At 43.1% G+C, this 11,369-nt stretch carries 11 protein-coding genes and 1 tRNA gene; 7 read left to right on the top strand and 5 right to left on the bottom strand.

Features of this window, described 5'->3' with window-relative positions:
• Window positions 1-134: 134 nt before the first annotated feature.
• A complete protein-coding gene (locus LAY57_RS27045; RefSeq protein ID WP_249070277.1) occupies window positions 135-1,439 on the bottom strand; it encodes a glutamate-5-semialdehyde dehydrogenase in 1,305 nt (434 codons plus the stop codon).
• Between the two features lie 72 nt (window positions 1,440-1,511).
• On the opposite strand from LAY57_RS27045, the gene LAY57_RS27040 reads away from it, so the two are divergent.
• Together LAY57_RS27040 and LAY57_RS27035 are read left to right on the top strand one after the other, a co-directional pair.
• Window positions 1,512-2,330 carry an ABC transporter permease gene (locus tag LAY57_RS27040; RefSeq protein WP_249070276.1) on the top strand — a complete coding sequence of 273 codons (819 nt, stop codon included), beginning with the start codon at window positions 1,512-1,514 and terminating at the stop codon, window positions 2,328-2,330.
• On the top strand, window positions 2,331-3,083 hold the full coding sequence (locus tag LAY57_RS27035; protein WP_249070275.1) for an ABC transporter ATP-binding protein: 753 nt from the start codon (window positions 2,331-2,333) through the stop codon (window positions 3,081-3,083).
• A gap of 52 nt (window positions 3,084-3,135) precedes the next feature.
• On the opposite strand, the gene mazG is transcribed toward LAY57_RS27035, so the two are convergent.
• Both mazG and LAY57_RS27025 read right to left on the bottom strand, forming a co-directional pair.
• Window positions 3,136-3,948 carry a nucleoside triphosphate pyrophosphohydrolase gene (mazG, locus tag LAY57_RS27030; protein ID WP_249070274.1) on the bottom strand — a complete coding sequence of 271 codons (813 nt, stop codon included), beginning with the start codon at window positions 3,946-3,948 and terminating at the stop codon, window positions 3,136-3,138.
• A 5-nt stretch (window positions 3,949-3,953) separates the two neighbouring features.
• Window positions 3,954-4,586 (bottom strand): metal-binding protein, encoded by a 633-nt coding sequence (locus LAY57_RS27025; protein WP_249070273.1) that lies wholly within the window; start codon window positions 4,584-4,586, stop codon window positions 3,954-3,956.
• A gap of 42 nt (window positions 4,587-4,628) precedes the next feature.
• Here LAY57_RS27025 and LAY57_RS27020 point away from each other — a divergent pair.
• The 5 genes from LAY57_RS27020 (at window position 4,629) to LAY57_RS27000 (ending at window position 9,021) form a co-directional block, all read left to right on the top strand.
• Window positions 4,629-4,700 (top strand) — tRNA-Val (locus LAY57_RS27020).
• A gap of 102 nt (window positions 4,701-4,802) precedes the next feature.
• The gene (locus LAY57_RS27015; protein WP_249070272.1) at window positions 4,803-5,399 is read left to right on the top strand and encodes a hypothetical protein; all 597 of its coding nucleotides are present in this window, start codon (window positions 4,803-4,805) and stop codon (window positions 5,397-5,399) included.
• 497 nt (window positions 5,400-5,896) lie between these two features.
• Window positions 5,897-6,088, top strand: coding sequence for a hypothetical protein (locus tag LAY57_RS27010; RefSeq protein ID WP_249070271.1), 192 nt, complete (start codon window positions 5,897-5,899; stop codon window positions 6,086-6,088).
• Between the two features lie 38 nt (window positions 6,089-6,126).
• Window positions 6,127-7,137 (top strand): VOC family protein, encoded by a 1,011-nt coding sequence (locus tag LAY57_RS27005; protein WP_249070270.1) that lies wholly within the window; start codon window positions 6,127-6,129, stop codon window positions 7,135-7,137.
• A 66-nt stretch (window positions 7,138-7,203) separates the two neighbouring features.
• Entirely contained in the window at window positions 7,204-9,021 is a 1,818-nt protein-coding gene (locus LAY57_RS27000; protein WP_249070269.1) for a tetratricopeptide repeat protein, read from the top strand.
• Window positions 9,022-9,073: 52 nt separating this feature from the next.
• Here the strand turns inward: LAY57_RS27000 and LAY57_RS26995 are convergent, their stop codons facing one another.
• Together LAY57_RS26995 and LAY57_RS26990 are read right to left on the bottom strand one after the other, a co-directional pair.
• Window positions 9,074-9,880, bottom strand: coding sequence for a DUF1838 domain-containing protein (locus LAY57_RS26995; RefSeq protein ID WP_249070268.1), 807 nt, complete (start codon window positions 9,878-9,880; stop codon window positions 9,074-9,076).
• 27 nt (window positions 9,881-9,907) lie between these two features.
• Window positions 9,908-11,083: an AbrB family protein gene (locus tag LAY57_RS26990; RefSeq protein ID WP_249070267.1), complete on the bottom strand. Its 1,176-nt coding sequence runs from the start codon at window positions 11,081-11,083 to the stop codon at window positions 9,908-9,910.
• Window positions 11,084-11,369 lie beyond the last annotated feature (286 nt).

Below are 11,369 nucleotides of genomic sequence, written 5' to 3'. Positions count from 1 at the left end.
GTGGGAGAGGGGGAGAGGGGGAGAGTGGGAGAGTGGGAGAGGGGGAGAGTGGGAGAGTGGGAGAGGGGGAGAGTGGGAGAGTGGGAGAGTGGGAGAGAATGACCACTGACAAATGACCACTGACAAATGACCAATTACAAGTCTTGATGAGTAAAAGGTTTGGCATTTTTACCAGTGTAAGTTGCGGCAATGTGACCGTTGCCGATAATTTGATACTTGTAAGTTACCAGTCCTTCTAAACCTACTGGGCCGCGTGGGGGCATTTTTTGGGTGCTGATTCCTACTTCTGCGCCAAAGCCGTAACGGAAGCCATCGGCAAAACGAGTCGAACAGTTGTGGTAGACTCCGGCGGCATCAACTTGGGCGAGAAAAGTGGCGGCGGCGGCGGTATCTTCGGTGACAATAGCTTCTGTATGCCGGGAACCGTAGTTGTTGATGTGGGCGATCGCATCTTCTAAGGAATCTACCATTTTGATCGACAGAATCAAATCCGTGTATTCCGTTGCCCAATCGGCTTCATTTGCAGGCGAGATATTTAAAATTTTGCGGGTAGATTCATCGCCTCGTAATTCTACGTGACGAGTTTGTAAGGCAGCAGCAACCAAAGGTAGGTAATCTGGGGCGATCGACTTGTGAACTAGCAAAGTTTCGATCGCATTGCAGGCAGCAGGATATTGAGTTTTTGCATCAACTGTAATATTGGCTGCTTTCACGATATCCGCTGCTTCATCTATATAAAGATGACAAATTCCTTCGGCATGACCGAGTACGGGAATGCGCGTATTTTCCTGCACAAATCTGACAAAAGAATTGGAACCTCTGGGAATGATTAAATCAATGTATTCATCCAATTTCAGCATTGCCAAAGTTTCTTCTCTGGTAGTTAACAATTGCACAACTGCTGGGGAAACATCCGTGTATCCTAAGCCTAGATGAATTGCTCTTACTAAAGCTTGACAAGTGCGAACGGCTTCTTGTCCGCATTTGAGGATGACACCGTTACCGGATTTGATGGCTAGGCTGGTAATTTGCATTACCGCATCGGGACGCGCTTCAAAAATTACTCCCAAAACGCCCAGCGGACAGCTAATTCGTTTGAGAATTAATCCATCATCAAGTTGGCGATGAATATCGACGACGCCGATCGGATCTGGCAAACGGCCCACATCTCGCAGACCTGCGATCGCAGCCTTCAACTTAGTCTCATCTAACTTTAGCCGCGCTATCAGGGGTTTGGCAATTTTTGCTACCTCAGCGGCTTCACAATCTGCTGCATTCGCCGCCAAAATCTCAGAGGTTGCCGATTCTAAGGCTTGGGCCACAGCTTCGATGGCTTCATTTTTCGTGTCAGAGGAAAGCACCGCCAGCAGTCGCGCTGCTTGGCGGGTTTGTTGAGCGATCGAAGTCAGGGAAGAAGAGGCAATTTGGGAGGTAGTCATGGACATTCTGTGACTTGCAGCGTATAGTCCAAGCTTAGTACAACAGACAAGAGTTTTTTACAGGGTAGTGTGGTGGGAGTAGCTAAGACGTTAAAGTTTATAGATCGGGGTTCTGCTGAGAATATAACTCGATATCTGGAATTGCTACAGGTATTGGTAACACGGAACCTGAAGGTGCGTTACCGGGGGTCTATCTTGGGTGTATATTGGTCGCTGTTGAACCCCCTGCTGATGACGGGCGGGTATACGGCCATTTTTGGGATGGCATTTACGTCCTACTATCACAACTCGCTGTTCAAATATATGCTGGAAGTGTTTGTGGGGCTGGTGACGATCAACTTTTTTTCGGCCTCTACTACCCAAGCGTTACCGAGTGTGGTAGGGAATGGAGCGTTACTGAATAAGATTCGCTTGCCAGTGAGCGTTTTTCCGATGTCGATGATTGTGGCGAATATGTTTCAGTTTGCCAGCGGTTCTTTGCCGTTGCTGACTCTAGCAACTTTGGTGACATCCAAGAGTTTGCTCAATGTGCTGGCGCTGTTGTTGCCATTAATTTCCCTGGCTTGCTTGTGTACGGGGATCGCGTTTGTGGTAAGTGCTATGTTTGTGTTCTTTCGGGATTTGCCTTATTTTTATGAGTTGGTGGTGTCTGTGCTGTGGTTTGGCTCTCCCATTTTTTACCCAGCGGCGATCGTACCCGCCAATATCCGTCCGTTTTTGGTGTTCAACCCCATAGCTATGATTATTGAGAGCATTCGTCAGATTGCTTTGTCAGGACACCCCCCCAATTTCGCCTTAATAGGTGGGTCTTTCCTCAGTAGTTTAGTGGTTTTAGCTGTAGGATGGAAATTATTTTATAGCTGGCAACACCAGTTTATGGATCTGCTGTAAATGTACGCGATTTGTTTGGAGCAAGTGTCCCTGTGGCGACGAACACAAGAGGAATTTTCTTATGACTTGAAGAGAACGATGCTGTCCTTTGTGGAGGGCAAATACCGTCAGCCTGCCAAGAATTTGGTACTAGATGAGGTGGATCTGTTCGTCGCTGCGGGGGAAAAACTGGGAATTATTGGCGGGAATGGGGCGGGAAAATCGACGCTGTTGAAGGTAATCTGTGGCATTTTGGAGCCTACCAGGGGTTCTGTGGGAGTCTGGGGGAAAATTGCACCTCTGATCGAATTAGAGGCGGGTTTTGACCCGGATATATCGGTGTTTGACAATATAATTTTTTATGGGGTAATGCTGGGGTTTTCGCGAGGGCAGATGCGATCGCGGGTTAAGTCTATTCTGGCCTTTGCGGAACTGGAGGATTATACTTTGGTGCCGGTGAAGGCTTTGTCTTCGGGGATGGTGTCGCGGTTGGGGTTTGCGATCGCTACTGATGTCGAACCGGATATTTTAATTCTCGATGAAGTGCTATCGGTAGGGGATGGGAGGTTTAAAAATAAGTGCAAACAGCGACTGCAAAAGTTCTGGGATGCGAATGTTACTGTTTTATTGGTGTCCCACGAACTGGATTTGATCGAGCAAACTTGCGATCGCGTGCTTTGGCTAGACAAAGGACAGGTGAAATATATCGGTGAAGCTAAAGAGGTTGTTGATTATTACCGAGATACGGTGAAGCACTCTGCCAGTCTGGGATAAGCTTTCATCTTGGTCATTAGTCTTTAGCAAATGACAAACGATTAATGACAGACTACTTATTTTGGGCAAGTCGAGCTTTAGCTTGTTGCCAGAGGTTTTCCAATTCATCTAATGTGTAATCTGAGAGGGGCCGCTCGGCTGCCGCCTCCATTTTTATTAGCCGCTGAATAAATCGCTCATTTGTTCCCTGCAAAGCTTCTGAAGGATCGAGATCGTACCAGCGAGCGAGATTGATGATAACAAACAGTAAATCTCCCAATTCGGCTTGCTGATGCGTTTTATCTTCATGCTGGATAGCATATTTAAATTCTGCTAATTCTTCATTAAATTTATCCCAAACGCCATCAATATTTTCCCATTCAAAACCAACAGCGGCGGCTTTTTGAGATATCTTCATTCCCGCCATTAACGGTGGCAAAGTTCGCGCATACCGACTCAATTTTCGGCTGAGTGGCTGGGGTGCATCGGCGGTTTCTCCTTTTTCCTCGGCTTTGATTTGTTCCCAATTTTGATGTACTTCTTCCTCCGTCTCTACCTGAACATCTCCAAATACATGAGGATGCCTGCGAATCAGTTTTTCTGTGATGCCTTGAGCGACTTTTGTTAAACTAAATTGACCGTAATCGCTGGCAATCTGAGCTTGCAGTACTACTTGTAATAGTAAATCTCCGAGTTCTTCTGCGATCGCATCCTCATCCCCACTGCGAATCGCATCCACCACCTCATAAGCTTCCTCAATTATATATGGAATCAGCGATTGAGGCGTTTGGGCCAAATCCCAAGGACAACCGCCTGATGGCGATCGCAACTTAGCCACCACATCAATCAACCCTTGCAATGCTGCCAAACTAGAAACCTCAGCCATCTTCTTCACCCTTTCTTCGTGTCCTTCGCGCCTATGCGCTTAGGCGCAGGCTTCGCCAACCTGGTTCTTTTCGCCAAACTACGCCTGGGAGACTTGCGAGACTTCTTAGTCTTAGGCATGATAGCCTTTAAACCACCCTTTTGAAAGCGTTTGTAAGCAGAACCGCTCCAATCGCTCAGAGAATGGCTCATTGCTCCCAATTCTAAACCGATATAGAGAGCTATCCACTCTGTAGGGTGTTGAATCAAAAACGCGGCGGATAATTTAGCAATTATTTGCCAATTTGTGGTATAAATCCCCAAATAGTTGGCAATAAATAACAACAGCCATCCTAGCACCGCTATCCCACAGACGAGATAGAGCGATCGCAACGCCGTGCCAATAATTGGCCCATGAGATAAGAAAGAGCGATGGCGCAAACTTGTTTGGTACGGTATCCATATCCAGCGCAACCATCCCCAGCGTTGGAACTGGCGGGAGTAGATATCCAGGTCTGGGCCAAACATCAGTCCGCCAAACAAAAACCCGCCTGACACCAGCAAAGTGAGGTTACCATTCTGGGTTTGGCCGAAGGTAAGGCCCGCCACAAAAGGCAAGCTCCATAAAGTTATGCGATCGTGCGTTCGACCACTTGGCATTTCAAAAAAAGTCTGCTAACATTAGTAAATGTCTGCGAAAGCGGGCGGTTAGCTCAGTGGTAGAGCGCCTGCCTTACAAGCAGGTGGCCGTAGGTTCAAATCCTACACCGCCCATCTATACAATAATTAATTAAATGTTAATGGATGCAAAGCGGCGGCATTTGCTCCATTTTCACAGGAATTTGGCACAGGCAACGATTAATCAGGAAATGATATATGTCTTACAGTGATTTTACTTTAGAAACTGTCAAAAAAACATTGAATTTAACTATTTCCACTAGAGAAGATATTTTTCTGCAAGTTGCACCATTACCAGCTAGTGAGTATTTAGAGGAAACCTTAGCTTATAATGTACCTTTTGCTTTAGCCAGTAATACAGAAAAATCTCGCTCCGAGATGATTATTACACCAATTTTATTAGAATTAACAAAGAAATTACTCAATCAAATTAGTTTATTTTCTGGTGTTGAATTTAATATTGAACCCAGCCAAGGTTTAAGTGGAACTTGTGATTTTCTGATTAGCCGTTCTCCCGAGTTTTTATTAATTAATGCGCCAGTAATTATTATTGTGGAGGCAAAGAAGGAAAATATTAAAGCGGGGTTAGGGCAATGTATAGCAGAAATGTATGCAGCTAAATTATTTAATGAACGCGAAGGAAATGAAATTACAGAAATTTATGGTGCAGTGACTACGGGAGAAATTTGGAAGTTTTTAAAGTTATCAGGGGAACGGGTACAGATTGATTTGGCTGAGTATTTTTTAAATGATGTGAATAAGATTTTGGGAATTTTAGCCAATGGTGTAAGGTGATTCAGCGCCAACACTTTTTTAGCAATTTGAACGGCGATTTTTGGCTGTAATGTTCCTCTGCGATACCCTACAAGCCAAGTTGTCAGAGGTCGATCGACCTCTGGCAATTTGCTTTCATCTGATGTTTAAAAACTAAGATTCATAACTTTCGCAAGAAGTCTATTGATTTTTCGATCTAGCCCAAACTTTTATATAAGGTGTGGCAATATAAATGGTCTTAGTACTTGATAGAGCAGAGCAAGGATAAAGGGGACAACGATCGGGAGGGCTACTATCAGCCCCCATTTGCCAAACCGAACCTCTTGATTATTGGATTTGAGGAGTGCAATCACAGCAGCAGATCCCATTAATACCCATATACAACCGAAGGCAATGAAAATAATATATGGCGAGTCTTGCATTTTCTTTCCTCTAAATTCTCTAGTAGTCTATTTTTAGGTTAACACGACCCCCTTTGTGCAGTTGACTTGGCTTTAGTTAAGAGAACTTACGCAAAAATGAAGGTTTTGCCTCCCGACCCCCAGATTTGGGGGGCTAGGGGGGCGATCGCGCTGTTGAACCGGGCCACAGGTTTTGCAAACACCTCTATTTTGGTTAACAACACACGCGATCGCATACGATCGAATCTAGGAGCAGAGAAAGTCAAGCATATAGATTCTTTACTTTTGCCTGTTTACTCTTTTCCCTAATCCCTGGTCAGTAAATTAGTCGTATTTAAGACAAACAAATGACAATCCAAGGTATCTACGAAGTATGTGTTGGTTGCCGCGAACCAATCTCCCTCATTCAGTATTGGGAACAATTTGGTTACAGCATCGGTCAAATTGGTGAATTATCCCCAGAATCAGCAAACAAATTGTACGGAGTCAATTCTTCTTTGCGTTCCATTCGCCTCTACCACCAAGATGCCGATCATGGTCTGATTCGTCTAATGGTTTGGGAAAACCCTACCAATGATGGATTGAAAATGTCATCAATGAAGACCAAAGGAAACCGCTGGGGAACTGCATTAACTGCTGATGTCTTGAATATTCTCAACCATGCCGAAGAAGCAGAAAAAGCAGGTTTACCAATCAAATATATCTATCCTCAATGGGATGTAATCTACAAGAAAGATATAAAAATACGTCCTTTTTCTGAACCGGCTGTTGGGGTGCGGGAAATGGTGCTGCTTCAACCTTTAACACGACAATTTTTCTTCCAAAGATTCAATTATAATGTGCCTAATTACGGAAATATTAATGAGATATCACATTTCAAAACGAGCCAGATAACCCACATGGGAATAGTGATTCAAGATGACAGCAGAGAAACGTTCCGTTTTTATGAAGAAACGTTGGGTTTGCTGCGCGTGCGGAATGAGGAAGAAACAACCTATGAAAGTTCGGAAACAGCAAGACAAATTTTCGATCTTCAGCCGAACGAAAGATTTTCAGTAACAACATTTGACGATCCGCGATCGTCAAAGTCAGACTGGCAAGCGGTACGATCGGGCCGACTTTATATTGTTCGATTTCCCGAATCTATCAAGATAGAAAATTGCTTAGAGAAGGCACAACCGGGATGTTTGGGAATGTCGCTGTATACCTATCGCGTCACTGAAATAGAAGAGTATTTCCAGCGCGTCAAGGCAAGTTCTGCTCAAAATCTCACAGAAATTGCGTACAACGAGTTTGGAGAGCAAAGTTTTTCCTTTGTCGCACCTGATGGCTATTTCTGGACATTGATTAGTCATTAGTCATTAGTCATTAGTCATTAGTCATTTTAGAAAATAAAAAATCAAAGCGTAGGATAATTAATCACCATGCGATCACATCCCCCCACCTTCACCCCAATCGCCTTTTTGTTACTGCTGATGCTCGGTGCTAATCAGACTAAAATAGCAGTAGCTTCCCCATCCTTGAGTATAGTTAAAATAAATCATCCCGTCAGCTTTGCTGAAAATTTAACCACTTTAGGAAAAGAGATAGCTGCGACGGGAGATGTCGATATTGCTTTGCAACTGTTCGATCGCGCTGTGCAGATGGCAGAAACTATTGAAGATAAGTCTTCTAAAATTAATACTTTATCTGATATAGCTATTAAATTAGCACAAGTTGGGCAAACTGAGAAAGCAAAGCAACTATTCGATCGCGCTGTGCAACTTACCAAACAAAGGGATGAAAACTTTACCCTATACGAACAAGAACCAGCATTGCGAGATGTGGCAATTAAAGTTGCACAAGCGGGACTTATTGAAAAAGCATTGCAGTTAACCAAAACGATATCCTCTAATTATCGCCAAGCTGAAGCACTGAATGCGATCGCATCCATTTTGGCAGAAAAAGGACAATTAGAGCCAGCTAAGAAAATTTTATCAGAAGCGCTCCAAAAAGCCAGAGGAATTACCGGAGATTATGTTTATGAATCCAATGGCAGTTGCGGTAACGACAAATTTGATATTTTGGCAAAAATAGCTGGTAATCTCAGTTTATTATCACAATTTAAACAAGCACTACAAGTAGCTCAAAGCGTTACTGGTTGCAGTTCTGCTAACGGTGAAAGCACAGAAGATTATCAAACTATGGCATATCTTGGCATTCTCGCACATTTGGCAAATGCAGAGCAAGTTAAGCAAACTTGGGCAAGCGCCCAAACGATCAAAAATAACATCGAAAAAGCCGAAGTTTGGTCGGCAATTGCTGTCAAATTGACTGCTATGAATGAGACAAATTTAGCTTTATCAGTAGCTGCCAAGATTTCCCAGCAAATCCCTTCAATAACTAAAATAGATTCCGGTTCAGCTATGCGGGAATTAGGCGTTAAAGAAAAAGCGCTAGGAGATATCGCTATCAAATTAGCAGAAGTCGGAGAATTTGATGCTGCTAAGCAAGTAGCGCAGATGATTCGGGAACTGACTCCGGAAGAGTCCGCAGCAAATCAAGATTTCAACAGCACAGATCGACCGAGTATAAAATCTTTAATTTGGGTAGAAATTGCTCACCAATTAGCGAAAGCAAAGCAAGTAGATATGGCATTGCAGATAGCTAAAACTATTCAAGATAGGGAAGGGAAAGCTTTGGCGATAATTGCGATCGCAGAACAACTGCAACAAACCGGATACCCATCGCCAGCCGATAAATTCTTCTCCCAAAATTTACAGTTACCTCCCATACCCCAGGATAATAATTTTTCTGCAAATCAGTCAATTATTAGGATTGTTAGGGCTTTAGCCAACGCTGGATATATTGAGCGAGGTTTGCAGATTGCTAACGCTATCAACGATAGCAGTTCTAAAGAAGAAGCCTTGACTGATATTGCTTATCAATTAACAGAAATTGGACAAGTCGATCGCGGCTTAAAAATTGCCAATACCTTAACTTTCCCTGGTTTTAAGGAGCGGGCTTTCAGTAAAATAGCATCGAAATATGTAGAATTAGGACAACTAGAACCAGCTTTACAGGCGGCCAAAAATTTGAGCGATAATACTAAAGATGAAATTTTAGCTAACATCGCTGATGCTTTTGCCAAATTAGGACAAACCGAACAAGCTTTGCAAGTTTCGCAAACTATAGCCAGTCAGGAAATCAAAACATCTGCGATCGCCAATATCGCTGCACGGTTAATCCAAATAAGAGGCTAGTCCCGCTAGGCGGAAGTCAAAAGTCACTCATTCAAAAGTCAAAATGCAAAAATTAATCCTCTGCTTCTGGAATGGGAAATCTCTCTCCCGCTAGATAAGCATCAAAGTGCTTTTTGAAGTAAATCCAAGAAGTCATATCATCATCTAAAGGTGCTTTGGGAGCATTTTTATACAAAGGGACTCGCGTATTAATTTCATCTTGAAGCAATTGAGGTAAATCTGTAAAATTGTTAACTTTCTGACCAGTAGCGCTGTATATTAAATGTCCTGGTCTATCTCCCATTTTCATCCAGGGTAACCAGGGGCCGATCCTATCCCAACAAATAAACATTTTAGAAACGGAAAGTTTTTCTGAATTGTGCAAATCTTCAGTCGGAACTGTCAGTTTAAATAACTCCGCTGCTTGATAGGTTGTTTGGGGACTGTATTCCCTAAATTTTGGATCTTCGGCAAGGCTATTTGGGTAGGTGGGAAATAAGTCAAATACGAATGTGGTGATGTCACCATTCACTTGACCTGGGAAATTTCCTTTAAAGTAACCTTCAACCGGACTATTGGCAACATGAATAACAGTCAGGGTTTCTTCCGTCCAGGGGTTTTCCCATTTGTGCAAGATTTCATTGGTGTTTGGATCGAGGTAATAAGTCAGTTCTCTTGAGGTGAACTCCCAGGTGTTATCGTCATTTTCAATACATCTACTCACGCTCATTCCCACAATGTTGAAGAGGCGTTTTTTCTTCTCATTTGGCACAAAAGAGTATATCGATCCCGTCCAGGTGAGAAAGGTTTGACTGCCATCCAGCGAGCTGCGTACTTTCACCCATTGTCTTGTATCAAATTCCTGTATTTCGTTAACCATCTACTGACTCCTCGCAATACCTAACTACTAATTATCGCCTGAGTTGGGGAGCAAGCGATCGAGATAGCGAAATAACAATAACCATAATGGGAGGGACGCATGAATAGCTATTAGGCGCACTAGATGCCCCGCCGTGACAATTTCGACGTTATGATTTAATGCTAAGGAGACCAAAATCATTTCCGCCGAACCGCCTGGTGCGGCGACTAGCATACAGGTGAGCCAGTCCCAAGGCGTGAGAAATGTAGCGATCGCAGCTGCTACGAATCCCGCTCCAATAGTCATCACTACGGGTATTAAAGCATACACGATCGTTTTTTTATCAAGACTGGGTTTACTTCCCCAATATTCGCCTATACTAATTCCCAAAAAAGCTTGACCAATTAAGCTAATTAAAAAAGGTGGTTTAAAATCTAAATCTGCTAGTAAAGGGAATAAATTTAGCAGGTAATTAAAACTTATGCCGACTACTAATGCACCAAAGAAAAAGGCGGCAGGAATTTTCAATATATTAGTTATGCTAATTGACACAAATGTTAAAGCTAGCGATAAAGCGAGCAATGCTAAATATAATAAATCTGTACTGAAAAAGTTGGCCGGAAAAATGCTGACGATTGTGTTAGCGTCATTAACAGCCAATATCCTAGCTAATATAGGTATGAAAAATACAATCGTTGTCACTCGTATGATTTGGACGAGTGCAACCACCGAGGCATTTTTTCCGTAATCTGCTGCAATACTTGACATAATCCCTATCCCCCCCGGCGTTGTCGCCAGCATTGCAGTTAGTAGGTTTGTCTGACTAATCCGGGAGTAAATATAGCCAATCCCAATACCGCTTAACATTAAAAACAAGGTAATAAAAATAAATATGTGTAATTGAGAATAAAGCGCTGACATATCTCCATGAGCGATTGAAAATCCGACTACCAAACCTACGAGAAGCTGTCCTATCTTCCTCACTGTTTTGTTTGGTTCGGCAGTTTCTTTGGATAAAATACGATAAGCTGTAAGTACCAATGCACCAGAGACAATACCCCCAAATATCCAAGCAACGCCACCGATGCGAAATCTTGCTAACGCGAAACCTACTGGCAAAGCGAAAAGCAATTCCGCAAAAAGAATTATTAGTTTGCCGAGAATGGTTTGTTGCAGCGCCGAAATTTTTTCTGTTTGCGCCGAAATTAGATTTTTGTTTAGCATTTATTCCCACCTAACGAGCGATTTCAGCAAAAAAATAACAATTATGATTGCAGATGGCGATTAATAGACATTAAGTTCGCATCCTTGTCGGGAGCCACAGCTACAGCGCCGCACTCCCGCCGCACTCCGAAGCTCTAGCATTTGTGCTATATGATACCAATTGTGTCAATATCAAGCTTACCTGAGTTCGGGAAAGCGATCGCATCCCCATTGCATATAATCTCATAACTTGTCATCATAAAGTATGGATACAAATCACTATTTGCTCGATGCTTATAGGTGCGGG

Origin of the sequence: Argonema antarcticum A004/B2 (assembly GCF_023333585.1) — a bacterium.
Lineage (GTDB): Bacteria > Cyanobacteriota > Cyanobacteriia > Cyanobacteriales > Aerosakkonemataceae > Argonema > Argonema antarcticum.
Note: the sequence above shows the minus strand (reverse complement) of the source record. Positions and strands in the feature narration are given on the sequence as shown.

Excerpts from the sequence above, each read along its gene's own strand:
- LAY57_RS27045 (WP_249070277.1), bottom strand. The coding sequence starts at position 1,439 with ATGACTACCTCCCAAATTGCCTCTTCTTCCCTGACTTCGATCGCTCAA.
- LAY57_RS27035 (WP_249070275.1), top strand. The coding sequence starts at position 2,331 with ATGTACGCGATTTGTTTGGAGCAAGTGTCCCTGTGGCGACGAACACAA.
- mazG (WP_249070274.1), bottom strand. The coding sequence starts at position 3,948 with ATGGCTGAGGTTTCTAGTTTGGCAGCATTGCAAGGGTTGATTGATGTG.
- LAY57_RS27025 (WP_249070273.1), bottom strand. The coding sequence starts at position 4,586 with ATGCCAAGTGGTCGAACGCACGATCGCATAACTTTATGGAGCTTGCCT.
- LAY57_RS27015 (WP_249070272.1), top strand. The coding sequence starts at position 4,803 with ATGTCTTACAGTGATTTTACTTTAGAAACTGTCAAAAAAACATTGAAT.
- LAY57_RS27010 (WP_249070271.1), top strand. The coding sequence starts at position 5,897 with ATGAAGGTTTTGCCTCCCGACCCCCAGATTTGGGGGGCTAGGGGGGCG.
- LAY57_RS27005 (WP_249070270.1), top strand. The coding sequence starts at position 6,127 with ATGACAATCCAAGGTATCTACGAAGTATGTGTTGGTTGCCGCGAACCA.
- LAY57_RS27000 (WP_249070269.1), top strand. The coding sequence starts at position 7,204 with ATGCGATCACATCCCCCCACCTTCACCCCAATCGCCTTTTTGTTACTG.
- LAY57_RS26995 (WP_249070268.1), bottom strand. The coding sequence starts at position 9,880 with ATGGTTAACGAAATACAGGAATTTGATACAAGACAATGGGTGAAAGTA.
- LAY57_RS26990 (WP_249070267.1), bottom strand. The coding sequence starts at position 11,083 with ATGCTAAACAAAAATCTAATTTCGGCGCAAACAGAAAAAATTTCGGCG.